The sequence below is a fragment of the Pseudobutyrivibrio sp. JW11 genome, from assembly GCF_900115355.1.
Lineage (GTDB): Bacteria > Bacillota > Clostridia > Lachnospirales > Lachnospiraceae > Pseudobutyrivibrio > Pseudobutyrivibrio ruminis.
The window spans coordinates 1-25,485 of the sequence record NZ_FOWB01000003.1 but is presented as its reverse complement, the minus strand read 5'-3'; the positions used below and the strand labels follow the sequence as shown (position 1 = coordinate 25,485).

General features: G+C 39.1%; 23 protein-coding genes and 1 tRNA gene. 9 read left to right on the top strand and 15 right to left on the bottom strand.

The window, feature by feature from the left end; genetic code table 11:
* Positions 1–16: 16 nt before the first annotated feature.
* From BM102_RS03985 to BM102_RS03955, 7 genes are all read left to right on the top strand, one after another.
* Positions 17–793: a hypothetical protein gene (locus BM102_RS03985; protein WP_090479130.1), complete on the top strand. Its 777-nt coding sequence runs from the start codon at positions 17–19 to the stop codon at positions 791–793.
* 21 nt (positions 794–814) lie between these two features.
* A complete protein-coding gene (locus BM102_RS03980; protein ID WP_090479127.1) occupies positions 815–1,480 on the top strand; it encodes a hypothetical protein in 666 nt (221 codons plus the stop codon).
* A gap of 113 nt (positions 1,481–1,593) precedes the next feature.
* Positions 1,594–2,232, top strand: a complete 639-nt coding sequence (locus BM102_RS03975; protein WP_090479124.1) for a hypothetical protein — start codon at positions 1,594–1,596, stop codon at positions 2,230–2,232.
* 156 nt (positions 2,233–2,388) lie between these two features.
* Complete coding sequence (locus BM102_RS03970) at positions 2,389–3,303, top strand: hypothetical protein (RefSeq protein ID WP_090479121.1); 915 nt, start codon at positions 2,389–2,391, stop codon at positions 3,301–3,303.
* Positions 3,304–3,393: 90 nt separating this feature from the next.
* On the top strand, positions 3,394–4,167 hold the full coding sequence (locus BM102_RS03965; protein ID WP_143085456.1) for a hypothetical protein: 774 nt from the start codon (positions 3,394–3,396) through the stop codon (positions 4,165–4,167).
* A gap of 125 nt (positions 4,168–4,292) precedes the next feature.
* Positions 4,293–5,030 carry a LytR/AlgR family response regulator transcription factor gene (locus tag BM102_RS03960; protein ID WP_090479114.1) on the top strand — a complete coding sequence of 246 codons (738 nt, stop codon included), beginning with the start codon at positions 4,293–4,295 and terminating at the stop codon, positions 5,028–5,030.
* On the top strand, positions 5,027–6,430 hold the full coding sequence (locus BM102_RS03955; protein ID WP_090479111.1) for a sensor histidine kinase: 1,404 nt from the start codon (positions 5,027–5,029) through the stop codon (positions 6,428–6,430). The genes BM102_RS03960 and BM102_RS03955 overlap by 4 nt, the downstream gene beginning before the upstream one ends.
* A gap of 229 nt (positions 6,431–6,659) precedes the next feature.
* Here BM102_RS03955 and BM102_RS03950 read toward each other — a convergent pair whose 3' ends face one another.
* Positions 6,660–7,613 (bottom strand): Abi family protein, encoded by a 954-nt coding sequence (locus BM102_RS03950; protein ID WP_090479638.1) that lies wholly within the window; start codon positions 7,611–7,613, stop codon positions 6,660–6,662.
* Between the two features lie 495 nt (positions 7,614–8,108).
* Here BM102_RS03950 and BM102_RS03945 point away from each other — a divergent pair, with 495 nt between their 5' ends.
* Positions 8,109–8,876, top strand: coding sequence for a nucleoside phosphorylase (locus tag BM102_RS03945; RefSeq protein ID WP_090479108.1), 768 nt, complete (start codon positions 8,109–8,111; stop codon positions 8,874–8,876).
* Positions 8,877–8,941: 65 nt separating this feature from the next.
* Here the strand turns inward: BM102_RS03945 and BM102_RS03940 are convergent, their stop codons facing one another.
* Both BM102_RS03940 and BM102_RS03935 read right to left on the bottom strand, forming a co-directional pair.
* Complete coding sequence (locus tag BM102_RS03940) at positions 8,942–9,979, bottom strand: M42 family metallopeptidase (protein WP_090479105.1); 1,038 nt, start codon at positions 9,977–9,979, stop codon at positions 8,942–8,944.
* Positions 9,980–10,083: 104 nt separating this feature from the next.
* Positions 10,084–10,155, bottom strand: a tRNA-Thr gene (locus tag BM102_RS03935).
* Positions 10,156–10,218: 63 nt separating this feature from the next.
* On the opposite strand from BM102_RS03935, the gene BM102_RS03930 reads away from it, so the two are divergent.
* Positions 10,219–11,487 (top strand): diaminopimelate decarboxylase, encoded by a 1,269-nt coding sequence (locus tag BM102_RS03930; RefSeq protein WP_074788609.1) that lies wholly within the window; start codon positions 10,219–10,221, stop codon positions 11,485–11,487.
* A gap of 54 nt (positions 11,488–11,541) precedes the next feature.
* Here the strand turns inward: BM102_RS03930 and BM102_RS03925 are convergent, their stop codons facing one another.
* From BM102_RS03925 to BM102_RS03875, 12 genes are all read right to left on the bottom strand, one after another.
* The gene (locus tag BM102_RS03925; protein ID WP_090479102.1) at positions 11,542–12,639 is read right to left on the bottom strand and encodes an HD-GYP domain-containing protein; all 1,098 of its coding nucleotides are present in this window, start codon (positions 12,637–12,639) and stop codon (positions 11,542–11,544) included.
* A gap of 8 nt (positions 12,640–12,647) precedes the next feature.
* On the bottom strand, positions 12,648–13,592 hold the full coding sequence (locus BM102_RS03920; RefSeq protein WP_044936959.1) for an ABC transporter permease: 945 nt from the start codon (positions 13,590–13,592) through the stop codon (positions 12,648–12,650).
* A gap of 1 nt (position 13,593) precedes the next feature.
* The gene (locus tag BM102_RS03915) at positions 13,594–14,739 is read right to left on the bottom strand and encodes an ABC transporter permease (RefSeq protein ID WP_044936956.1); all 1,146 of its coding nucleotides are present in this window, start codon (positions 14,737–14,739) and stop codon (positions 13,594–13,596) included.
* On the bottom strand, positions 14,739–16,277 hold the full coding sequence (locus BM102_RS03910) for an ABC transporter ATP-binding protein (RefSeq protein ID WP_044936954.1): 1,539 nt from the start codon (positions 16,275–16,277) through the stop codon (positions 14,739–14,741). Before BM102_RS03910 ends, BM102_RS03915 begins: the two co-directional genes overlap by 1 nt.
* A 160-nt stretch (positions 16,278–16,437) precedes the next feature.
* A complete protein-coding gene (locus BM102_RS03905; RefSeq protein ID WP_090479099.1) occupies positions 16,438–17,610 on the bottom strand; it encodes a BMP family lipoprotein in 1,173 nt (390 codons plus the stop codon).
* A 103-nt stretch (positions 17,611–17,713) separates the two neighbouring features.
* Positions 17,714–18,169: a cytidine deaminase gene (locus tag BM102_RS03900; protein WP_090479096.1), complete on the bottom strand. Its 456-nt coding sequence runs from the start codon at positions 18,167–18,169 to the stop codon at positions 17,714–17,716.
* 1 nt (position 18,170) lies between these two features.
* Positions 18,171–19,568: a tetratricopeptide repeat protein gene (locus BM102_RS03895; RefSeq protein ID WP_044936947.1), complete on the bottom strand. Its 1,398-nt coding sequence runs from the start codon at positions 19,566–19,568 to the stop codon at positions 18,171–18,173.
* Between the two features lie 30 nt (positions 19,569–19,598).
* Positions 19,599–19,742, bottom strand: a complete 144-nt coding sequence (locus BM102_RS14240) for a hypothetical protein (protein WP_167541212.1) — start codon at positions 19,740–19,742, stop codon at positions 19,599–19,601.
* 13 nt (positions 19,743–19,755) lie between these two features.
* Complete coding sequence (locus tag BM102_RS03890) at positions 19,756–21,156, bottom strand: FapA family protein (RefSeq protein ID WP_090479093.1); 1,401 nt, start codon at positions 21,154–21,156, stop codon at positions 19,756–19,758.
* A 154-nt stretch (positions 21,157–21,310) separates the two neighbouring features.
* A complete protein-coding gene (gene deoC, locus BM102_RS03885; protein ID WP_074788603.1) occupies positions 21,311–21,988 on the bottom strand; it encodes a deoxyribose-phosphate aldolase in 678 nt (225 codons plus the stop codon).
* Positions 21,989–21,997: 9 nt separating this feature from the next.
* A complete protein-coding gene (locus BM102_RS03880) occupies positions 21,998–24,646 on the bottom strand; it encodes a valine--tRNA ligase (RefSeq protein WP_090479090.1) in 2,649 nt (882 codons plus the stop codon).
* Between the two features lie 557 nt (positions 24,647–25,203).
* On the bottom strand, positions 25,204–25,485 hold a 282-nt coding region (locus BM102_RS03875; protein WP_177194895.1), incomplete at its 5' end, for a transposase.

The window sequence follows — 25,485 nt, the reverse complement described above, 5'->3', positions numbered from 1 at the left end:
AAGGAGGTCGATTATTATGGCAAGGATTAGCGATTATGTATCAAATCACAAGTATTTCGACGAGAACTACAACGTGAACAATCAAAACTATTCAAATGATTTCTTAGATGGGCTAAGTGCATCAGCTCCTAAAGTTTCCAGTGGATCATTTAGTCTATCCGACTATTCACTCATCAAAAGTGGAACTTACGGAAAGCTAATGAAGGCTTATTATGCACAGGACAAAGCCCAGAAAGCCAACGCTGGAAAAGACTCTTCGGCTAAGTTAACAGCAATGGCTGAAGCAGCAAGTGCTTTATCCAAATCTTCTGAAAGGCTCATGAGTGCATCCTTGTGGGAACAGAAAACAATTACAGAAAAAGATGAATTAACAGGAGAAGAAAAAAATAAATCAGATTATAACTGGACCGATATTGAGAAGGCTTTAAATGCATTTATTGAAGACTATAACAGTACTGTTGAAGCTGCAGGTAATTCCAACACTAAAAGCGTTTTACGAAATGGTGCGTGGATGACAAAAACAACTTCTGCACACCAGAAAACTCTTAACAAAGTAGGAATTTATATTGGAAAGGGAAATAAGCTTTCGTTAGATGTGGACCAGTTAAAAAAGGCTGATATAGGAGCACTTAAATCGCTATTCACTGGCCATAATTCATATGCTTCGCAGTTAATGAATAAGGGAAATTCCATTGCGAATGCTGCTGGTGTAGGAAGCTCTTATAACAAACAAGGACGCTATTCTACTTTTCTAAATGACTTAGTAAAAAGTAAGTATGACTTCAAAGAATAGTTTTGTATGGAGGTATTTATTATGGGTATGGATATAAATGGAATTTCAAATGTAACACCTACAGCGTTAACTTCAAATGAACCTAGTAATATTGAGAATACAGAAACACCAGTAAGAATAAACAGTATAAATAAAAAATCCAATGACGAAGGTGTAACATACGAAAAGGGTGAAAAAACTGAAACGGGTTCATACAAAATCAATAAGATGAGCAAAGAGGACCGCGCTGCCCTAGTACAGCAATTAAAGGACAATATGGAAAAACAGAAGCAGCAAATGCTTGAATTAGTTAATAAGACTATTTCAGGACAAGTTGGAACATTTGGAAAAGCAAATGATGACAGCTTTTGGCGAATGTTAGCTGGCGGCAATTTCAAAGTTGATGCTGCCACAAAGGCCAAAGCTCAGGCTGATATTGGAGAAGATGGTTATTGGGGCGTAAAACAAACTTCTCAGAGACTTTTTGATTTTGCTAGCGCATTAGCTGGTGATGATGTAGAAAAAATGCATGAAATGCAAAAGGCAATGCATAAAGGATTTGGTTTAGCAGGTAAGTCTTGGGGAAGAAAACTACCTTCTATTTGCCAACAAACCATGGATGCTGCGGATTCACTATTTGACAATTATTATAAGTCAAAGGAAAGTGAATCAAAGGAAGTGATTAGCGAGGCGACGGTTAAGGGATAGTCTTTCATTTACGCTATTCAATACAATTTTAGTGCATTTCATTACACGGAGATTATTTGTCTTAGAGGATTTGTCGAAACATCAAATAGAAAAAGTTATAGGAGGCGAATTAGATGAGTTCAATAAACAATTCTTATGAATACTATCAGTGTAATCAGAGCCTGCTTTCTATGCTCAACAAAAGTAAATCGGGAAATCCTCTAATAAATCAGCTAATTTCAAACAATGAGATTAAATATCAGCAGAAAATGGAATCATTAGGTATTGGCACCACGAAAAATAATACAAAATACAAAAATGTGGATAATGCGACCAATAATCTTTTGGATGCACTAGAGAAGCTTGATGATAAAGATTTATATACCGCTGAAAGTGGTAAAGAATATGATAAATCTAAGTTCATTAAAGGAGTAACTAATTTTGTCGCAGCCTACAATAGCACTATTTCTAATTTGGATAGTTGCGGTGGTGCATTAAATAAGAACTTTAAGACTGAATTCACTGATACATTCAAGGAAAATGCAGCTTCTTTTGAAAAGATTGGCATTACAATTAACGCTGATAAAAAGCTCTCAGTTGATCAAGAAAAATTGAACGCAGCTAATCAGGAAGATATAAAAGCACTATTAGGTAACGGTTCATCATACAGAAGAGAACTTATCAGTAGTGCCAATTCGATGAATTCAATCATAAATAAAGCTTTAGCAATGCGTTCTGGGACATATAATGCTAATGGATTTATGATGTATTAAGTCTATTCATTACAAATAACTTACCACTGGTTACATATCTATAAAAGTGTTACTCTACTCTCACGATAAATTTAATAGCAAGGAAGTTTAAGCATTGTTTCAATGGAATGAAAGTTTTGTTGAGACAATGCTTTCTTTTATGAGAGGAGTGTTTTCATGAGTATTAGTTTTGATCCTAACATTTCAGCAAGTGTTTATAAGGCTCTTTATAATTATGACAACAAACAGAAGTCCGGCAAGGTTGATAAAAGTAAGCTGTCTAGTAATATGGCCTATTTAGAGAAAATGAAAAGTGCTGCTAATAAAACTGATGAGCTTAGCTCGACTGCAGAGACTAAAAATGTTGGCTCAACAAGAAGTTCAGTTGCAACCAGCAGCGTTGATGAATCATTAAAAAAACATCCAGAATGGAAGGAAAGCGTGAATAGCATGGTAGATTCTGGAATAAAGGCTAGGGAAATGTATGGTGCTAAGAATGTAGATGTTGATTCTATGACAATGGATGAATATAAAAGTTATATTTCAGATATCATTGGCAAAATTCCATTTGATGCATCGCATCCCTATGATGAAGAAACAGTTTATATTTCAGAAGAAGGCTGGGAACAGATGAAAAAAGATCCTAAATATGAAGCCTGGGTGCTAGGATATACTGTCGAAAATAGAGCTGTAAAAAATCCATTTTTTGGCATGGGTGATAAAGGAGCATATTGCATAGAGACTTTTGGTGCATCAATAGAGGAACACAAAGGCGCTGGATATTCTAAAGTTTATACAGGCTCAGCAAGAACCGCTCGCTCTATGTATGAAACAGCTTCATCAGGTTCAGGTGCTATTAAAACAAAAGCACCTCAAGCAGATTTACAACCTGACCCAGATTGGACTTTAGAAGAACAACTTAATAAGAATAGAAAGAATAAAGAATATTGGGATGAAGTATATGAAGCAAGGTTGTATCAAAGCAAGAAGCTTCAACAAGATTTAAATAATAAATATTACGAAAAAATGAGAATTAGCCAGATTGAGATGATGTCGAGTTTTAATAATAACTGGAGTAATCTACTATTCTAGGAGGAAAATGCTATGTATGGAATGTCAGTACAGCATGCTCTTTTAAGTTACACTAATACTTTTATAACTGGAATGAGGAGCTATACAAAATTGAATGAAGCATCTAGCTTTTCAGAAACATTGTCAAAAGTCGAAGCAGCAAAAACGTCTGGCAAGAAAAGAATACAACCTGAACAGAGTACAGTGGATAAATATATTTCTAAGCATCCAGATAGAAAAGCTGATGTTGAGAAAATGGTTACTGCTGGAAACAATGTAATCAAACAATATCTTGGTGAAAACTATAATCCAGATGACTTAACCTTGGAGGAATACAAAGAACTAATAAATGATGTTATTTCAAAAATTCCTTATGATTCCAGCCAGTTAAATGATGTAGAGTACTTGAATATAACCGAGGACGGCTATAAGCAAATGAAGTCAGATCCGAAGTATGAAGCCTGGGTACTTGGATATTTTAAGATTGATAGATCTGTGCATTTTCCATTTGGTGCTCAAGGAAATTATCACAGTGAGCATTTCGGGGCATCAATAGAGGAACATCATGGTGAAAGTTATCCTATGAATTATGGCGATGGAAAAGATGATGATAGCTGGTGGGAAAAACGTCAAAAGCGTCATGATATGTTGATGGAGCAAATGGCAAAATACTACGAGAAGCGATATAATGAGCGCGAAGCTGCCATGAAGAAAAATGCCGGTAGAATTACAGTAACTGATACAGCTGCAATTTTTGGTTCTAAAGGTGCAAATAATACCTTAGACGACAGTAGTTATTTAGGTGGCGAAATCAGTGCTGCAGCAGAATTTTTTATGATGATTGCTAATGGTGGTGGCGCTACTGGAGATGGAGCTGGAAATTAATATTGTTTATTATGAGAGGGCGTAATGTCCTCTCATTACATTTTTTTGACCTTTCATTACATATGGCGTAATAATATTGTCAAAGAGATTTATACTGATTTAAAAGATTTTAGGGTGGGAAACAGATGAAGATTGTAATATGTGATGATTCAAAAACAGCTTGTGATAGGCTTGAAGCCATGACAAAAAGCATACTGCCAGATGTTGAAATTAAATGTTTTCAGGACATTATCACATTGCAGGCTTATATAAAGACTCATGCAGTCGACTTGCTATTTATGGATATAGACCTTGGCAAAGAGACAGACGGAATGCATTTTATAAAGGAAATGCGCCAAGAAACTTTAGCAGAAGGCAATGGGCATAATTCTTTGCCATTAATAGTATTTGTTACTGCTCTCGCTGAAAGAATGCCTGAAGCCTTTTCTGTCAGAGCATTTTGGTACCTAGTTAAGCCTCTTAAATCAAATGTTCTCAAAGAAGTTTTATTCCAAGCACAGACAGAAGTTGAAGCACAGGGAAAGACAGCTTCAACTTGTAAGCTGGAACTAAAGATAAATGGCAACACAAATTTAGTTAGTCTCTCAGATATTTTGTACATTGAAAGCATTGGAAGAAAGATTAGAGTTGTAACAGGTAGTGGCGAATATGAATCCTATGCAAAGATTGGTGAGCTTGAAGAAAGACTGCCAGAGAGCTTCTTTAAAATTCATCGTAGTTATATAGTTAATCTTCAGCATATTAGAAATTATTCTTCTAGCACAGTGGAAATGTCTGGTGGGGTCAGTATTCCAATTTCAAAGTATAAGTATAAAGAATTCGTAAATACGTTTTTGGATTATCAGTCGGGGAATATATTATGATTAAACAATTATTAAGTATATTTGGATATCTTGGTGTTTTTGCCAAGGTCACGGTATTCTTATATTTATTTTATTTGTTCATTCCAGTAGAACTATTTATCAAGAAAGCACACAATCGTTGCAACTATATTAATCAAGATGTCTTAGTAAAGAAAGAAGATTTCCTTAGCCTTGCGATTATAGTAACAATAGTGCAACTTCTTTTATGGCAGATACCGGCAACTACATTTCCAATAAGTGCATTAGGTATAATCGGTGTTGCTGTCCCATATACCTTGGTACGATTTAAAGGCTACATCACTGAAACTATTTATGTTATAAGTCTGTGGTGGTGCCTAAGGTCTGTATCATTTTTCTTGATAAATTCCCTTACGGACTGGTTCTCTGACTATTTGCTAAAGGATATTTTGACAGTTTCGAATATCGAAGAATATGTAGAAGTCAGAACAGGTATCCTCCAGATTTCAGTTGAAATAATGTATGTCTGCATTATCGTTCTGGCCCTTATACCCATCAGAAAAATTATTAAAACCTATGAGCCTATCGATTGGAATGATTTAACATACCTGCTGGTACCGAATGTACTAGGAATTCTGATAACTTGGATAATGATAAGCATAATTATAATTGTTGTGGATGGAACGCCTTTTATCTTGATGGAGCAAAAGCCAGAGCTATTATTTATACTGCCAGTTCTTGCAGCGTTGATATATCTTGGTGAGATAGCAGCACTTTTACGCTTTAAAAAGAGTCAGGAAGCGAAACGTGCACAGCAATTATATTTCACAGAGCATTTGGAAAAGGAAGCAATCGAAAATCGACTTCAAGAAACGACCCGTGTCAATGAGCAGGTTCGTAGTGTAAAGCATGAAATAGTTAATCATTTTGCAAATATAAAAGGGCTTGTTGATGAAGGTAAGTACGATGCTCTTGCGGAATATATAGACAGGCTTGATATAGATATCACTTCAATTGATACTACAAGCTACACAGGTAATGTAATCATCGATGTTATATTAAATGACAAGGTTGCAAGGGCGAAAGATTTGGATGTTGCTATAAATTTGTCCGTTGGTTTTGATGATGCTTGGGGAATACAGGCCTACGATATTGGAATTGTTATATCTAATCTGCTTGATAATGCAATAAAAGCCACGGCTGCTTATCATGATGATAGTAGAACAATAGCCTTTTCTATTGTTGAAAAGGCTCCTGTTATTATAATTACATGTGAAAATCCTTATTATACTCACGATGTCAAATTGGAAAAGCCTGAATTGTGGCACGGACTTGGCTTGAAAAATGTTGAGGCGATAGCAACTAGATACAATGGCACAATGAAGGTGGAGCAGAATGATGGTAGGTTTATAAATAGAGTCATGCTGAAGAAAACCATTTAGAAGAATGTGACGAGTTGGCGGTTATGTCCAGATAATATAAGCCATCAAGGACTTCGCAAGTGACTAAAGTCATCCTTGATGGCCCCAAGGAACAAAACCCAAAATAGATGGGAATGGAATTTCTGCAACAGACTGCTGCAGTTTTTCAGTTTGACTAGGTTCACTAATTACTGCAGCAACTTGTTGCAGTTTTTGACTACTAATATCAATTGATTTCAAAAATACATAATTACAAGTAATTAATTCTGTCGTACATTTCTTTCCAGTTATCGGGAAGTATCCCTATTTTATATACATCAATTTTAGATTTGCTAATCAATTTACTCAATTCATCCCCCAGTGCATCCGCATCTTTCTGAGGTAAAAGTTTTTTCAGTGCATATATACGCGAATACAAATCAGTGTCTGTTGGTAATACATCTTGAGGATCTCTTTTATCAGGGATAACTACTGAAGATGTCATACCTATAACCATGGAATGATGAGCGCAATAATTCCTTAAGTTTCGTATAGCATCTAACCATGTATCAATTTGTTTTGTCACTTCTTTTTTGTAGTTGCGTCCAGGATATGCATAATCTAAAACTGCTTTTCTCAAGTCACCTCTAAGATAAGAGTACATCATAGTTATTGTACCCATTTCAAAATATGTAAAAGCGGCCCATACTGGAAGGAGATTTTTATGACGACTACCACCTTTTCTATATTCCTTCAATTCAGGATGCTTAACTACATCTTTTCGAAGCTGTTCTTCTTTGTCACGCAAACTAGGATAAAATTTCTTTCCAAAAAAACGTGTATTTTTCTCTCTTGTAACTTTAAAACGCTCACCTTTAGAAGGGGTATAATATTGCTTATCAAGATAAAAAGCGGCATCTCCTGTTTTCAAAGACAATGCATTACTTACATTACTTTTAAAGAAAATCTCTACTTTTGTGCAATATTTAAATAGCAACTGTCTTAGTTGAACATCAAAGTCGTAAGTTGAAAAGAATAGTTTTGAGTCAGCTTTAAAACCTAAAGTCTCTACTTTTGTGAGCAGAAATTTACCATAACGACTAGCTCTAAAATAACCTGTATATGTTAAAAAATCTCTAAATTTTTTCTTTTGACGAAAACTCACATATCTTTTCATCAAGGACACTTGTTGTTCAAGGTCTATTGGAAGCTCTGTATTAAGCATAAAATCCTCCATAAGATAAAAAAAAAGAATGGATATACCATTCTTAATCCCGCCGATGGAATATTTGGATTCGGGCATTACCCATGCCTTCCTGCGGTCTAATTAAAAGATACCATCATCAGCGAAGATTATCAATAGTTTTTTCTAAATAATATTTATTATTTACGTTGATTATTCTGCTCTGTTTTTATCATTCTAACAGCATAAAAATAAAAGGGCAACCAAAAGGGCAACGAGACTTCCGACATGCTTTTCCTCCTTGATTTTATAGTATTTGTGAACCCTGTTTAAGGTTCAAGTCCCGCAGCCGGCATATGGAAATGAAAAAGACCTAGGTACATACCTAGGTCTTTTTCGTTTCCCACGACGCACCCATCGCGAAGCGATTTTCCAATGGGTGCTGTCTTCTCGTTATTGCTATAAAATTAAAATAACTCTGTATTTTCCTCCCCAACATTGTTATACTATCCATTAAAAATACAAGGGAGGAACACCATGATTATTAAACACGACATACCAATACTTGAATACGACGACCACTCAGCTGAAGTAATAGCTCCAGCATATGAATGGAATAATGTAGCCCTTCCAAAGAAATGTCTTTTTGCATTCCTAGGTGATGTAGTTGAAAAATACGCCCTGGAGCACAATGCCAGAAAAGTGGAAGAATTCAAAACCTTTTCCCATATTGTAAATATTTATGTTTTGCAGAATGGCGATGAAGATATCTGCCTGGTGCAGCCAATAATCGGTGCTCCTGCCGCTGCTTCACTTTTGGATTCTTTGATAGCATGTGGGTGTGAAAAGATAATCGCAGTTGGTTCCTGCGGTGTACTTGCTGATTTACCTGAAAACGCTTTTATCGTTCCTACAAAAGCCCTCAGAGCCGAAGGCACTTCATATCACTACCTTCCTGCTTCTCCCTTTATCGAGCTTGATACAGAGCCTGTAGAGGCCATTGAAAGCTGTTTCAAAGCTCATAATCTTCCATTTGTAACCTGCACCACCTGGACTACAGATGCATTTTTCAGAGAGACAAAAGATATGGTTAAACATAGATTAGATGAGGGATGTTCTGTTGTGGAAATGGAATGCTCTGCTCTTGCTGCTGTTAGTAAAAAGCGCGGTGCCAAGTTCGGTCAGTTCCTCTTCACCGGAGATTCTTTGGCAAATGTTCATGATTACGATGCCAGAGATTTCGGAAAGGACTCTCACGAAAAAGCTTTATTGCTAGGACTTGATGTGTTAAAACATTACAACTAAAACCTCAAATAAAACAAAAAGACAAGGCCCATTAAGCCTTGTCTTTTTAATATAATCAGCTCTATTTATTTTACATAGTTGATAAGAAGCTTGAATGTGTTTTCAACACCCTTTTTGTGAGAGCGTTCGTATCCGTGGCTTGCATAAACACCAGCACCTATAAGTCCATGCTTTACATCGTAGCCCGCGTTAAGAGCCGCATCAGCGTCCGAACCATAGTGAGGGTAAACATCTACCGCAAAATCGATATCATTCTCTCTAGCGGCCTTTATCAAAGCAGAAACCACATCATAGTTGTAAGGGCCACCGCTATCCTTCGCACAGATACTTACCTGTGTCTCCTTGCAATCAAGTCCCTCGCCAATGCATCCCATATCTACTGAAAGAATCTCTGTAACGCCATCAGGAACAGTACCGCATGCGCCATGTCCAACCTCTTCGTAAACAGTGATGTGATGGTATACCTTTCTCTCTGGTGTAATTTTGTTGTCTGCTAAATATTTTGCCTGGCCAAGAAGAATTCCAACAGAAAGCTTATCATCAAGGAAACGACTCTTGATATAGCCTGACTCTGTAACTCGTGTACGTGGCTCGAAAGCAACAATATCACCAATCATGATGCCAAGTTCCTTTGTATCATCTGCAGATGAAACCTCCTCATCAACAACCACTTCCATTCCCTTAAACTCACGTGTCTTTGTAGAGTAATCTCCGTTAACGTGAACAGATGCGTCATTGAGCTGGAATGTTCCCTCGTAAACCTTGCCATCTCTGGTGTAGATGCGACAGTTCTCAGACTCACCATTGTTTGGATTGAATCCACCAAGTGGAGTAAGCTCAAGATTACCATTATCCTTAATCTTGCAAACCATTCCGCCAAGTGTATCCATGTGTGCTTCGATAAGAAGCGCATCATCCTCTGCCTTACCTCCCAAATCAACAAGGATACCTCCCTTAGTTGTCATCTGAGGCTTATAACCAAGCTTTTCATATTCTACCATAAGATGCTTAGCTGCAGTGGCTGTGAACCCTGTAGGGCTATCTATGCCCAGAATATCAACAGTTTGATTTACCATGTAGTCTACATATTTACTAGTTTCCATTTATATACCTCCTAAAATTATAATCAGTTGTGTAAAATCAGTTTACATTAGCACTTTATTATGTTAAAGTATTCCCAATCAGAGAAAAGAAGATAATAAAAAAGAGCTGGTGACGGGAATTGAACCCGTGACCCCTTCCTTACCAAGGAAGTGCTCTACCTCTGAGCCACACCAGCTTGCTTATTCAGCAAGAAAAAGCATATCAAAGTTGAGTATCATTGTCAAGGAGATGAATAGCTATGAAAACCCCATTTGTTACAAAAGAAAAGATTCAAGAAATTACACAAACAATCCCAACTCCTTTCAACATTTATGACGAAAAGGGAATCCGCGAAAATGCCCGTGCGGTAAACAAGGCATTTAGCTGGAATAAAGGTTTCAAAGAATATTTTGCTGTTAAGGCAAATCCAAATCCATTCATCCTAAAGATTCTTCAGGAAGAAGGTTGCGGCGTTGACTGTGCATCATATGTAGAGCTTGCATTATCTGACCAGATTGGTTTCAAAAAAGACGATATAATGTTTTCTTCTAATGATACTCCTGCTAGCGAATTCAAGTACGCTGATGATTTAGGAGTCATTGTAAATTTAGACGACTTTACACACATTGATTTCTACGAGAAATCCGTAGGACATTTTCCTAAGAAGATGTGTTGCAGATACAATCCGGGCGGCGTATATGAGCTTTCAAACGGCATCATGGACAACCCTGGGGATAGCAAATACGGAATGACTAAGGAGCAGATTTTCGAGGCATATCAGGTTCTCAGAGATAAGGGCGTTGAGGAATTTGGAATCCATGCATTCCTTGTTTCAAACACTGTTACAAATGATTACTACCCTGCCCTTGCAAAGACTTTATTTGAACTTATTGTTGAGCTTAAAGAAAAGACAGGTATTGCCATTTCATTTGTTAATCTTTCTGGCGGTGTTGGTATTGCATACCGCCCAGATCAAAAACCAAACGATATTGCAGTGATCGGCGAAGGCGTTCACAAGGCCTTTGATGAGATTCTTGTTCCTGCCGGCCTTGGAGATGTTGCTATCTTCACTGAAATGGGTCGTTTTATGATGGGACCTTATGGTGGACTTGTTACAACAGCTATCCACGAAAAGCACATTTACAAGGAGTACATCGGAGTGGATGCATGTGCTGTAGACCTTATGCGTCCAGCTGTATACGGTTCATATCATCATATAACAGTTCTTGGAAAGGAAAATGCTCCAGAGGATAAGGTATATGACATCACTGGTTCACTCTGTGAGAATTGCGATAAATTCGCTGTAGACCGTCAGCTTCCACAAATCGATATGGGAGACATCCTATTTATCCACGATACAGGTGCACACGGCTACTCAATGGGTTATAACTACAATGGAAAGCTTAAGAGCGCTGAAGTTCTTCTCAAGGAAGATGGTAGCTTCAAGCTTATCCGTCGTCCAGAAACAATCAAGGATTATCTTGCAACATTTGATGGACTTGGGGTTGTTGATAATCTATTAAAATAATCACTTATATGTGCATAAACAAAAAAGCTAGGAGCAATAACTCCTAGCTTTTCTTTATATACAAGCTCTAATGTACAAATCTGTACGCTCCTGCAAATCTACGAACGAACCGTCATCCAGCTGTATTAGTGGACTTGCTAAAGCGTTCTTTTTAACCATAGTGATAATTCCACGAGAATTATCCGAAAGAAGCACACCTGTCCCAATATAGGACTGGGCAATATTCTGTAGAAAGACATGTAATACATTTTGATCGTACTTGCTTGGCTCCACTCTTTGGAACTGAGCAATTACTTCAAATGGACAAATTCCAGCTCGATATACTCTATCAGCTGTCATAGCGTCATACACATCTGTAATAGCAATTATCTTTGAAAAAGGATTAATAAAGTCCTTTGTAAGACCATAAGGATAACCACTGCCATCATTACGCTCATGGTGCTGAAGAGCAGCAAGCTTTATGCGTCTATCTATTGGCAAATCACTAAGCAGATTATATCCGAGAAGTGGATGCTCGGCCATTCGACCATACTCTTCTGCATTAAGTGGACCTGGCTTTGTCAAAATACTGTGAGGCACAAGAGATTTTCCTATATCGTGATAAAGACCACACATAGTAAGAACATCAAGCTCTTTCTCATCTGTAATACCAAGCCATCCTCCACACACTCTGGAAATGATTGCCACATTCACAGAATGCCTGAATGTGCTACGGTCAATCTCCTGAATGTTTAGCATCATAGCCATAATGCCAAGACCTGTAGAATGCTTTTCAAACACCGAATGAATCTCCTGGATTAATTCGGTATCATCCAATGCCCCTTGTTTCTCAGCAAAATCACTGATAATCCCTTCAAGCCTATCGGAGCATTTTTCATATGCTCGCTTGAACTCTTTGAACTCCTCACTATTGAGAATTCGCCAAGACTGGGTCTCACCGATGAACTCATCAGGCGCATCGAATTGATATTTTTCAATCGCATCTTCCTCGTCCTGAATCTTTAGTTCCTTGATGCCATAATAGCTCATGTGCAAAAGCTGCTGAGCTGTTATGGCTGTACCTTCATCGGCAAGAACCTGTCCCTTAGGACTTATTATCTTTTCCGCCAGAATCATTCCCGGCTTCATTTCGTCTACGTTAATTATTTTCATATGACAATTTATCTAGCACCTTTATCGTATGGAATTCCTTCTGCCTTTGGTGCACGTGAATTCTGTGATGTAAATGCAAGAACGATAAGTGAAACAATGTAAGGGAACATGTTGTAAACAGTTCCTGAAATAGGTAATGCATGTAAGAATCCGATTGCTGTATATACGTTTGAAAGTGATCTAAATACAGCGAAGAGGATTGCTGACCACGCAATACGCTCTGGCTTCCACTGACCAAAAATCATAACTGCAAGAGCAAGGAAACCTGCTCCGGCAACACCGTAATCAAAATGCCATGTTGAGTTTGCAGCTGCGATGTAGATAATACCACCGATACCTGCAAGGAATCCTGAAATAAGAACACCTGCATATCTCATAGCGTATACATTGATACCTACTGAATCTGCTGCCTGTGGATGCTCACCACATGCTCTAAGTCTAAGAGCAAACTTTGTCTTGTAGAATACGACAATCGCTGCTACAAGAAGAACTAAACCAACAACCTCAAACCAGTTGAAGTCGATTTTGCTAGTGTGAATAATAAATGCTTTGTAACCTCTGTTGTAATCAAGCTTTGCAGAGAAATCTGAACCGTGAGAACGTGTTGTGTTGAAAGCCTTGATAATAACAGTCGCTGCTGCTGTTGCAAGCATGTTTACAGCTGTACCTACAAGGGTCTGATCTGCCTTGAAGTTGATGCAGGCAACTGCGATTAACAGTGATGAAAGCATACCTGCGATTGCTGCTGCACAAAGTGTGCAAACGATGATTGCTGCCTTTGGCCAATTTTCAGGAACAAGAACCATTACCATAGCACCTGCCATAGCTCCGAATACCATGATTCCTTCAAGACCAAGATTGATGATACCGCTTCGCTCTGAGAACATACCACCCAAAGCTACAAGAATCAGTACTGCTGATGAGATGAGGGTGTATTGAATAAGTAAAGCCATACTACACCTCCTTTTCTTCAGCCTTAGCTGACTTTGTTGCTGGCTCGGCATTGGCGTTAACCTTTACCTTAGCTGGTCTATTAACTAATGTCTTAAAGAACAATACGAAACCGCAAAGGTAAATGATAATAGCGATAACTAAATCAGCAACCTGTGGGTTGTAATAGTTTGTGTTGAGGTACTGACCACCAAGAGTGATGTACTCTACAAATAAGCCAGCGAAAATTGTTCCGATTGGATGTAAACCACCAAGGAACGCAACGGCGATTCCTGAGAATCCCATGCCTGGAACTGAAGCAGAAATTGTGTAGTGCTCCATTCCTGTAAGATAGAACTGAGAAGCTGCAAATCCTGAAATGGCACCTGAAATAACAAGTGTAAGGATGATATTGCGCTTTGCATTCATACCTGCATATTTAGCAGCCTCTTTGTTGTGACCTGTTGCCTTTAATTCATAACCAAATGTTGTCTTGTTAAGAACTACAAGGATTGCGATAGCAATAATAATTGTTGCTGGTATTGCGATTGTTGTGTATTTATTGCCACCGAAGAAATCCTGTATGAATCCAGGTAATATTGCTGAAGGATTAACTGATACAATATCAAATGTCTCAGACTTTGTCTGATTCATACATTTTTCGCCACCAATGATAATGTTGCAAAGATATAAGCCAATCCAGTTGAGCATGATACCTGCGATAACTTCGTTTACGTTGAAGTATGCCTTAAGGAGTCCTGCCATAAATCCCCAAAGAGCACCTGCAGCAATTGCTGCAACAACACATAAGAACCAGTTCCAACCAAGTGCCAATGAGCAATAAAGGCTGGCGATAATACCTACTGTGTACTGACCGGCAGCTCCGATATTGAACAATCCGGCTTTGTAAGCAAAAAGAATTGCTTCAGCACAAAGAATAAGTGGCATTGATTTTACAAGGAATGATCCCATGTATTTCATAAGAACTGTTGAGTTCCCGCTAAACTTGAAAAAGTTTGTAATGATTGCCTGCATACCTTCAGTCGCATGCTCAGCATTCATTGTAAGTAGAATGATATATCCGATGAATATACCTAAAACTGCACATAGAATTGACGCAATAATCGTCTGAACGGCAGGGCGTCTAAAAAAGCTAATCTTCTCTCCCATTAGTTAGCCTCCTTTCCGTTGTCTCGCTTTGCGCCTGACATATAAAGGCCGAGTTCCTGAAGTGTAGTCTGCTTTGGATCTACCTCTCCAACGATTTCACCTTCATACATGACAAGAATTCTATCAGATAGGTTCATAACCTCATCCAACTCTAAAGAAACAAGTAAGATTGCCTTACCGTTGTCTCTCTCTTTAACGATTTCCTCGTGGATATATTCGATAGCACCAACATCAAGACCTCTTGTAGGCTGAACTGCAACAAGAAGCTCATGGTCTCTATCCATCTCACGAGCAACGATAGCCTTCTGCTGGTTACCACCAGACATAGAACGGACAATTGTGCGAGCGCCCTGGCCAGAACGAACATCAAATGCACTTGCAAGTCTGTCAGAGTACTGTCTCATCTCTTTCTTTTTGATAAGTCCACACTTCTGGAAAGCTGGCTGGAAATATCTCTGAAGAATCATGTTTTCCTCGAGAGTATAGTCAAGAACAAGACCATGCTTATGTCTGTCTTCTGGGACATGACTCATACCATGTGTGTTCTTATATCTGATAGATTTCTTTGTGATATCCTCACCACAAAGAGTGATTTTACCACTTGAAATATCATCGAGACCTGTAAGAGCTCCAACGAACTCTGTCTGACCATTTCCGTCGATACCAGCGATACATACGATTTCACCGGCGCGAACATTGAATGAAACGTTGTGTACAGAATCATTTGAATGAATCTTACTCTTTACACAAACATTCTCTACCTTCAATACTTCTTTGCCAGGATTTGCTGGTGCCTTGTCTACTGCAAACTTTACATTACGTCCAACCATCATAGAAGAAAGCTCTTCCTTGGTAGTGTTTGCAACATCAACTGTACCGATGTATTTACCCTTTCTAAGGATTGAACATCTGTCAGCAACTTCCATGATTTCGTTGAGCTTGTGAGTGATGAAGAGAATTGACTTACCTTCTGCTGCAAGCTCCTTCATGATTTTCATAAGCTCATCTATTTCCTGAGGTGTAAGAACAGCTGTAGGCTCATCAAAGATAAGAACTTCGTTATCTCTGTAAAGCATCTTAAGGATTTCTACACGCTGCTGCATACCAACAGTGATATCCTCTACCATAGCATCAGGATCAACCTTAAGATTGTACTTTTCAGACAATCTAATAACCTTTGCTCTGGCTTCTTCCTTTGTGAGGAAACCAAACTTGCTTGGCTCTGATCCAAGAATGATGTTATCAAGTACCGAAAAGATATCTACCAACATGAAATGCTGATGAACCATTCCGATACCTAGGTCAGTAGCATCATTTGGATTACTAATTTTAACCTCTTTACCGTCTTTTTTAATTACTCCCTTTTCTGGAGTGTACAGTCCAAAAAGAACGCTCATAAGCGTGGACTTTCCAGCTCCATTTTCACCGAGAAGTGCATGAATTTCTCCGCGCTTAAGTTGCAAAGTGATGTCGTCATTTGCAATTATGCCTGGAAATTCTTTTGTAATATGCAGCATCTCAATTACATAATCTTCCATCGCAATACCTTTCTACAATAAAATTTTTGATTTACGCCTAGCCTGACTCAGCTAGCAAAACCATAAAAATCATTACACCTCATATAAGGATTTTTAAAGCCTTGCTATAATTCCAAAAAAAGGGAAGGACTAAGCCTTCCCTTTGTAATCTAGTTACGCCTTAGTGAATATTATCAAACTCTGTAACCTTGATTGTTGTTGTTGGCATAGCATCGATGCTTACGTCAACTGTGATTGTTCCATCATACATCTGAGAAACAAGTGTGTTGTAATCATCAACTGTGAAGTTTTGCATTGTCCATGTGTCTGTTGGAAGCTGAACATAGTTTAAAGAAGGATCTGTACCTGATACAAGACCAAGGTTCTCGATCTTTCCTGCATGAGCATCCCAATTTCCATCGACAACATCTGTAAGTGTAGCCTCTACTGTTGCAGCAAGACCCTTCATAGCAGATGTTACGCAAAGACCCTCAACATCATACTGATCGTGAATTACGCCTGACTGATCAACGTCGACACCAACAACGTGTCCGTCAGCCTTTACAGCAGCTTCGCAAGCTGATGTGTAGATACCACCACCACAAGCGAATACGATTTCAGTACCGTTTGAGTACCAAGAATCCATAGTAGCTGTGATAGCCTCATCACCCTGGAACTGACCACCATATACATAATTAACTTCAACCTCAGAAGAATTTCCAAGCTCCTCAGCAGCCTTATCAGCACCTGCTACGAAACCGTATCCATAACGGATAACAGCTGGAACAGCGATACCACCAAGGAAACCAAGCTTTGTATAGCCTTCTTTAACTACTGCATAACCTGCCATGTAACCAGCAAGCTCTTCCTGGTATGTGAATGCACATACGTTTGAAGGGATTTCTGTCATGCCTGCATCAGCGAAGTCGCCCTCACCACAGTCAAGTGCGATGATTGTAACATCTGGATAAGTGTCAGCAACTTCTGCGATCATAGCAGCGAAAAGATAACCTGGACAAACTACTACGTTGTAACCATCAGCTACTGCGTTCTCAAATGCAGCAACACGGTCATCGTCTGTGTTGTCTGCTGGCTTGTAGTACTGGAAATCAGCACCTGTCTCAGCAGAAAATGCCTGAATAGCCTCGTATGTTGTCTGGTTGAATGACTGATCTGTGATATCACCAGAGTCAGTAATCATTGCGATTCTGAAATCGCTTGCTGCCTCAGTATCTGCAGCCCCCTCAGTTGTTGTAGCCGATGTGCTGTCAGATGATGCAGATGATCCACATGCAACAAATGTTGATACAGCCATAGCAGCTACGAGAAGTACACTTAATAACTTCTTTTTCATTCTTCTATTCCTCCTATTTGCTTTGTTTCTTCTGATAAAGAAACACATAGTTAAATTATAATTTATTTTGCTATTTTTGCAACAAATATAGGACTTTTTGTGACTATTCTATATACAAGTTTTTAGGTCCAAACCCCAGTGGAAGTATCTCTTTTAAGGTTTTGTTTGTCATTTTAACATCATCCTCTGTAATGTTAGACAAATCATCTACATTTTTAACTTCTGCAAGAATAATTCTAAAGGTATCAGGATCACCAAATTCATTAAGAACCTGACGGCATACACCGCATGGTGCACAAAGAGGAAGATCCTTTAGATTATCCATTCCACCAACTACTGCAATGGCTTCGTATTCTTTGTAGCCCTCGCTTACTGCTTTGAACACTGCAGTTCTCTCAGCACAATTTGTAGGAGTGTATCCTGCGTTTTCTACATTGCATCCCTTGAAAACTGTGCCATCTTTGCATAAAAGAGCAGCGCCAACTTTATGATGAGAATATGGTGTGTACGCCATTTCTCTAGCTTCTAGAGCTAACTTTACTAATTCAAAATCTGTCATATTATTCACCTACTTCTGTAGCACTTAATTCTGTGTCATCAGCAGCAATGTAAACCTTTGCCTGCTTGCCCCATTTATTACTTGGGTAGAGCTCAACAACACGATTAAAGCATTCAAGTGCTAGTTCAGTTTCTCCTGTAAGTCTGTAGCAATCTCCAAGTAAAAATAGAGCTGCTCCGCTATTGTATGTCTCGTCTATTTCAACAACTGTCTTGAAATTTGTTATTGCGCTTTCGTAATTTTCTTCTGTGTAGAAGTTATTGCCATCATCGTAATACCCCTGGATAATTGTAGGTGACAAGCTAGCATATAGGTTGTCATATGCAGTCTGTCCCTGTTCTCCAAGCACATCCCTTGTAACAAGCTGAATGTAATCAGCTGCAGTAACACTATCACCCTCGTTGTAATAATTCTGAGCTGCGAATAGATTATCGTATGATGTAGCAATATCCTGCTTGTCGTCATAAGCGCTTAAGCTTGACTGTAAGCTTTCGATTTCTGATTGAAGAGATTCATTCTCTGTTTTTGCATCTGATAATTCTTCATTTAAAGCAAGGACAGTGTCAGTATTATCATCTGTCATATTGTCTCTAACAGTTGGCACAACAAGGAAGAAACAAATCAATAAACCGATAACCAATCCAAGCAAAATATTCATGAAGCTTGCTCGTGAGTTGTCCAACATGCTTCTAAATGAATTCTCAGACATGATAACTGTGTCGTTACCATCTGCGAAAGTAACTACATCGTTTTTCTTTCTTCTTCTGCCGGTATTCTGCTCCTTGAGACGTTCCTTCACCTCGTGGATATATCGTATTGTCGTAGTATTATTGCTATCGATTTTAGCTGCCTGACTCAGGAATTTCCTTGCGTCAGCATACTTCTTTTCCTGGATATAAAGAAGAGAAAGCAACTGCAAAGCCTTTACAAAATTTGGATTCTGGCTTACAACCTTTTTCAGCTGAATCATAGCCAAATCTCTACTACCAGCCTTGCAATATTCGATAGCCTGATTGTATTTTTTGATTGTGGAATTAGTTTTTGTTAATAATCCTGGATCACTCTCGATTTCTGCAAGATATCTGTCCGCATCAGGATTATCCTCTTCCTGCAGATTTTTTGAAAGGACCCATTCGTTTAGAGCTCTAACCATCTCTCCTGTCTGATAATAGCAGAGTCCAAGAAGGTTACGTGCTCTAGTATTATACTTGTAGTATTGAAGTGATGATTTCAGTGAATCAATTGCACCAGATAAGTCCTTGACTTTGGCCTTTTCCAAGCCCTGATTATAGAACACATAGGATGTGTATATGATTTGTTTGTATAACAAAATATCGGCACCGCAGTTGTAACAAACTTTGTCGTTACCAACTTCGGTACCACACATAAAACATTGCATTTATTATTCTCCGTAAAATATAAGCTTCAATTATTTCCCGTTATTCTGCTGAGTAGATAAGTTCATCAACAAATCTGTTAAATCTGTTAAGTCTCTGGCCTTAATATCTGCCTCGGCCTGCTCTACTTCTATGGCAGGTTCATATTTTTTTAATTCTTCTTCGAAATCTATCATGATTTACCTCTGTCTAGCCTCTTATTTTAACCAGTCTTATGCCTTCTTCGCTTTTTTCTATCTCGATTGCTTCATGAGTTTCGTTGATACTTGCATGATGATCATCTACAGAAAGATTGCTTCCTGCATATAGACGTCTATACACCTTGATAGTAGCGTCCTTGCCAGACATAATAACTTCTTTCATGTAATTAAGCTTTTTGGTTTCTTCCAAAACGATTGCCTCATCACGAATACGTACACGCAGAAGCTGCATACGTCTTGGATCTTCTTTAACATTGATACCTCGTTCTTCGCCTAGCTTGTCGAAGTCCTCGATACCTTTTTTTATCTTCTGAACATTGGCATTAAGAGCCATTATTTTCTTCGCTAACATCTCGTATTCAGCAGCACGCTCAACATCTACGCCTACTGATACATTTGTAATAGTTCCAAATGAGTTGCCAATATCATTGACCTCTACACCCTGAACTGCAGAAACATATCCTCCTATAATAGAAGCATTGTTTCCATTTAATTCTATGTGGCCATCACAGGAGATTTTACTCTTAAAGAAATAATCTGCTGTAATATTGCCCGAACATGTGATGATTGCATACTCTACGAACTGAGCTGTGATTGAGCCCTTGCAATCAATAATTGTTTTTTCATTTCCCTTTACGCCTGAAAGCAAGAATAAATCCTTGCCTGCGCGAATGTCACAATCCTCTATAAGCCCATGTATTATGACATTTCCTGCTGCATCAATAACGGCACCATCATGTACGCCGCCATGCACAATAACATCACCGTTAAACTTGATGTTACCTGTTTCTATGCCAACATCACCTTGCACTTCATGAACAGGAGAAACCAGAATCTTTCCCTGATTTACCTCTATTTTTCCATCAATCTTTGCTGTGTATGTAAGATTGTCACTCGATCTGTCAAAGCCTCTACCAATCAATGGTGGCAAATCTCTCACAGGCTTAGGCTCGAGAATCTGTCCACGAACAGACATACCTCTACTGCCTTGAACTGCTGGGTGATATGTAGCAATAACATCGCCCTTCTGCACTGTCTCTATTGTTTTAATACTCATATAGTCGGCAGTGCCATCTGGACGAATTGTTGGTTTTCTATTGAAGTTTGTATCAAAAAGATACTCATAATATCCCGGGGTACCTTGCTGCTGTGGTGTGCCCGTTGCAACCTTGATAGGCCTTCCGTAAATAGGACTATCGGCAAGCCTTGCCAACATCTCTTGGTCGATACCAAAGGAAACATTGGCATTACTCAAGAACCCAAGTAACTGTGCTGCAGTAAACTTAGGTACTTCATTTTTTCCATCAGGAATCTTGAAAGTCATAGTAGCTTCCAAACCGTCTGATGATACTTGTACTTTTGGTGCAAACGCGCTAACCGGCTGAGCCATAAGTCCCCCAAAACATTATGCTAGTAGTATTTTAAGTACATAATATCCATAGTACACGTACAGTACTATATTAAGATAATTATAGTTATTATTTCTAATTTTGTCATGAAATATTCTAATTTTACTAGAATTTTCATGAAAATTTCACAGCTGATTAGTATTTACCGTCGTTTGGAAGTCCTTTTACAGCTTTTACAACTCTACTTGTACCAAGTCTAGATGCTCCAAGGTCGATAAACTTCTGAGCATCCTCAAGCGATGCAATTCCGCCTGCGGCCTTGATAAGCTTGCCGTTTGTCATGTGATCTGCCATAAGCTTGATATCATCAAATGTAGCTCCGCCTGTAGAGAAGCCTGTTGATGTCTTGATGTAATCTGCATCTGACTTAGAAACAACTTCGCACATCTTAATCTTCTCTTCGTCTGTAAGAAGGCAGCACTCAATGATTACCTTTAAAAGCTTTCCATTGCAAGCAGCCTTGATTGCGTTAATCTCAGCAAGAACGTCATCATAACGGCCTTCCTTTACCCAGCCTACGTTGATAACCATATCTACTTCTTCTGCACCATTATTTACAGCATCTGTAGCCATGAAGCACTTAGAAGCTGTTGTTGCATAACCATTAGGGAAGCCAATTACTGTACAGATTGGAAGATGTCCACCCTGCTCCTTTACATAATCAGCAGCCTGCTTTACAAAGCTAGCTGGGATGCATACTGAAGCAGTCTCATACTTCATTCCATCATCAACAATCCCCTTAATGTCGTTCCATGTTGCATCCACACCAAGAAGTGTGTGATCGCATTTGCTTAAAATGTTCTTAATATCCATAATTTCCTCCTATTTCATAGATGCGAGGCGGGCCTCAACCTGTGCCATCATCGCCTCATATTTTGCGAGCTTTTCACGCTCTTCGGCAACCTTTGCCTCTGGAGCCTTGCTCATAAACTTTTCATTTGAAAGCATTCCGCGTGAACGAGCAAGCTCTTTCTCAAGCTTCTCTTTTTCCTTTGTAAGACGCTCTTTTTCCTTTTCAAAATCTACAAGATCCTCAAGTGGAACAAAGAGTGTTGCATCAGGAATAACTGCTGAAACAGCATCATCGCCAATGCCAAGCTTATCTGCCTGAACATATACTTCTGTTGCACCTGCAAGTGTCTTGAAGATTGGTGTAATCTCATCAAATGTAGCACGTACTTCAGCATTATCTGAAACGATGTGGATAGCTGCCTTCTTTGAAGGTGGAACATCCATATCTGTACGAAGCTGTCTCATGCCACGAACAACATCCTTTGCACGCTCAACCTTTGCCTCATCAACTGGGAAGTTCTTTGTCTCATCATACTCAGGCCAAGCTGAAAGCATGATTGTTTCTTCCTCGCTCTGAAGAGTGCAGAAGATTTCTTCTGTGATGAATGGCATGAATGGATGAAGAAGCTTAAGTGCATTTGTAAGTGCAAACTTAGCTGTCCAAAGTGCTGCATTCTTGCTTGCTGTATATTCCTCTGAGTACATACGTGGCTTTACAATTTCGATATACCAATCGCAGAACTCATCCCAAATGAAGTCATAAACTTTCTGAACTGCAATACCAAGCTCATACTTATCCATGTTTTCTGTAACATCTTTTGCAAGTGTGTTTACCTTAGAGATAATCCACTTATCTTCTGTTGCAAGGTCTGCTGTTGCTGGCTCAGTAACCTGATTGTCAGCAAGATTCATCATGATGAAACGTGAAGCATTCCATACCTTGTTTGCGAAGTTACGGCTGTTTTCAACACGCTCGTTGTAGAATCTCATATCATTTCCAGGTGCATTACCTGTGATAAGAGTAAGACGAAGTGCATCAGCGCCATACTTATCAATAATCTCAAGTGGATCAATACCATTTCCAAGTGACTTAGACATCTTACGTCCCTGTGAATCTCTAACAAGGCCGTGGATAAGTACTGTGTGGAATGGGCTCTTACCTGTGTGAGCGTATCCTGAGAATACCATTCTGATTACCCAGAAGAAGATGATATCGTATCCAGTAACAAGTACGTCTGTTGGATAGAAGTAATCAAGCTCTTCTGTGTTGTTTGGCCAACCAAGTGTTGAGAATGGCCAAAGAGCTGATGAGAACCATGTATCAAGTGTATCCTCATCCTGCTTCATATGAGTGTGTCCGCACTTAGGGCAAACTGTTGGAGCCTCTGAAGCTTTAGCAACAACTGTCTCACCACACTTCTCGCAGTAGTAAGCAGGGATTCTGTGGCCCCACCATAACTGACGTGAAATACACCAATCACGAATATTCTCAAGCCAGTGTAAATATGTCTTGTCATAATTCTTTGGAACGAACTGAAGCTCGCCAGTCTTGATAGCCTCGATAGCTGGCTTTGCAAGCTCTTCCATTGCAACGAACCACTGTGGCTTAACCATTGGTTCTACTGTTGTGTTACATCTATCATGTGTACCAACATTGTGTGTATGGTCTTCGATTTTTACAAGGAGACCCATCTCGTCCATCTTCTTAACGATGATTTCACGAGCTTCGTATCTATCCATTCCCTCAAACTCGCCACCGTTTGAATTGATAGTAGCATCATCATTGAGAACATTGATAACAGGAAGGTTATGTCTCTTTCCTACCTCAAAATCGTTAGGGTCATGTGCTGGAGTAATCTTAACAACACCTGTACCAAATTCCATATCTACATATTCATCTGCAACAACAGGAATCTCACGATTTACAAATGGAAGCATTACTGTCTTGCCAATGATATCCTGATATCTTTCATCCTTAGGGTTAACAGCTACAGCTGTATCACCAAGCATTGTCTCTGGACGTGTTGTAGCGAATGTTACGTAGCGACCTGGCTCTCCTACGATTTCGTACTTCATGTGCCAGAAATGTCCTGCCTGCTCCTCATGCTCTACTTCTGCATCTGAAATAGAAGTCTGGCAAACTGGACACCAGTTAATAATACGGTTGCCCTTGTAGATGTAGCCTTCGTTGTAAAGCTTAACAAAAACTTCTTCTACAGCCTTTGAGCAGCCTTCATCCATTGTGAATCTCTCACGCTCCCAATCAGCAGATGAACCCATCTTCTTAAGCTGGTTGATGATACGTGTTCCATACTCATCTTTCCAATCCCAGCACTTTTCAAGGAATCCCTCACGACCAAGGTCATCCTTTTCGATTCCCTGCTTCTTAAGGTGCTCGATAACCTTTACCTCTGTAGCGATAGCTGCATGGTCAGTACCTGGCTGCCAAAGAGCTGAGTATCCCTGCATTCTCTTGTATCTGATAAGAATATCCTGCATTGTGTTATCTAATGCATGTCCCATGTGAAGCTGTCCTGTAATATTTGGTGGTGGCATCACAATAGTGAATGGCTTCTTGCTGCGATCAACCTCAGCATGGAAATAGCCGTTCTCCTCCCACTTCTTATAGAGTCTGTCTTCCAGACCCTTAGGATCATAAGTTTTTGCTAATTCTTTCATTTTCTTTTCCTTTCTAGGCATTAAAAAAGCCCTATGCACGTATTACTACGTACACAGGGCGAAAATTCGCGTTACCACCTGCATTTATAACTCATCTTATTCCTTACGGGAACGACTCGGGTTGGCTTATCCACGACTTTTCCGGCCGCGCTTTGTTCACCACCTGCTCCGAAGCTACCTTCCACAATTCTATCCTAGGCCACCTTTCAGCCGGTGAGCGGCCCTCTCTACAGGACGAGGTCTGTGTACTCCTCTCCATCAACGCATTTAAACTTATCTAATAATAGAAAAATTTCCCTATTCTGTCAAGATGAGAGGGGCAATCTGAATCTGTATTTCAGTTGAGAATACGCTGGAAAGTATTGAGCAAATCCTTTTTTCTATTTTAATACTTCATTTAATACTTACAGCTCTGTTTTTTGTATGATGATGCCGGTCCTAAGTATTATATTCTTCTTTTTCTCTTGTTTAATACTTACATCTCTGGAGTTTCTTATGATGATACAGTCAAGTCCATATTTGTGTGTAAATTCATCTTTCAGTTAAAATAGTATTCCTCAGGCCACTCTCATTTTTATGAGCTCCTTTTGTATTTTATTGAGGTTATCGTAGTACTCCTGCATGTCAAAAAGCCTCTGAGCTACGCTCCAGTCATTGTGATCATCGTAGAGGATTGCTCCAATAAGTCGAATGATTGATTCGCTGTTAGGAAAGATTTGTATTACTTTTTCACGTCGTCTTATTTCTCTGTTTTCTCGTTCGATGATGTTACTTGTTCTTAAAGAGATACGATATTTTGAAGGCAATGCCATGATTGTTATACTATCCTCAAATCCTTC

Bases quoted from the DNA above. Each gene is read 5' to 3' on its own strand.
- BM102_RS03985 (WP_090479130.1), top strand. From the start codon at position 17: ATGGCAAGGATTAGCGATTATGTATCAAATCACAAGTATTTCGACGAG.
- BM102_RS03980 (WP_090479127.1), top strand. From the start codon at position 815: ATGGGTATGGATATAAATGGAATTTCAAATGTAACACCTACAGCGTTA.
- BM102_RS03925 (WP_090479102.1), bottom strand. From the start codon at position 12,639: ATGAAAATAATTAACGTAGACGAAATGAAGCCGGGAATGATTCTGGCG.
- BM102_RS03880 (WP_090479090.1), bottom strand. From the start codon at position 24,646: ATGAAAGAATTAGCAAAAACTTATGATCCTAAGGGTCTGGAAGACAGA.
- BM102_RS03905 (WP_090479099.1), bottom strand. From the start codon at position 17,610: ATGAAAAAGAAGTTATTAAGTGTACTTCTCGTAGCTGCTATGGCTGTA.
- BM102_RS03895 (WP_044936947.1), bottom strand. From the start codon at position 19,568: ATGCAATGTTTTATGTGTGGTACCGAAGTTGGTAACGACAAAGTTTGT.
- BM102_RS03900 (WP_090479096.1), bottom strand. From the start codon at position 18,169: ATGACAGATTTTGAATTAGTAAAGTTAGCTCTAGAAGCTAGAGAAATG.
- BM102_RS03960 (WP_090479114.1), top strand. From the start codon at position 4,293: ATGAAGATTGTAATATGTGATGATTCAAAAACAGCTTGTGATAGGCTT.
- BM102_RS03950 (WP_090479638.1), bottom strand. From the start codon at position 7,613: ATGCTTAATACAGAGCTTCCAATAGACCTTGAACAACAAGTGTCCTTG.
- BM102_RS03930 (WP_074788609.1), top strand. From the start codon at position 10,219: ATGAAAACCCCATTTGTTACAAAAGAAAAGATTCAAGAAATTACACAA.
- BM102_RS03890 (WP_090479093.1), bottom strand. From the start codon at position 21,156: ATGGCTCAGCCGGTTAGCGCGTTTGCACCAAAAGTACAAGTATCATCA.
- BM102_RS03975 (WP_090479124.1), top strand. From the start codon at position 1,594: ATGAGTTCAATAAACAATTCTTATGAATACTATCAGTGTAATCAGAGC.
- deoC (WP_074788603.1), bottom strand. From the start codon at position 21,988: ATGGATATTAAGAACATTTTAAGCAAATGCGATCACACACTTCTTGGT.
- BM102_RS14240 (WP_167541212.1), bottom strand. From the start codon at position 19,742: ATGATAGATTTCGAAGAAGAATTAAAAAAATATGAACCTGCCATAGAA.
- BM102_RS03945 (WP_090479108.1), top strand. From the start codon at position 8,109: ATGATTATTAAACACGACATACCAATACTTGAATACGACGACCACTCA.
- BM102_RS03920 (WP_044936959.1), bottom strand. From the start codon at position 13,592: ATGGCTTTACTTATTCAATACACCCTCATCTCATCAGCAGTACTGATT.
- BM102_RS03910 (WP_044936954.1), bottom strand. From the start codon at position 16,277: ATGGAAGATTATGTAATTGAGATGCTGCATATTACAAAAGAATTTCCA.
- BM102_RS03940 (WP_090479105.1), bottom strand. From the start codon at position 9,979: ATGGAAACTAGTAAATATGTAGACTACATGGTAAATCAAACTGTTGAT.
- BM102_RS03915 (WP_044936956.1), bottom strand. From the start codon at position 14,739: ATGGGAGAGAAGATTAGCTTTTTTAGACGCCCTGCCGTTCAGACGATT.
- BM102_RS03970 (WP_090479121.1), top strand. From the start codon at position 2,389: ATGAGTATTAGTTTTGATCCTAACATTTCAGCAAGTGTTTATAAGGCT.
- BM102_RS03955 (WP_090479111.1), top strand. From the start codon at position 5,027: ATGATTAAACAATTATTAAGTATATTTGGATATCTTGGTGTTTTTGCC.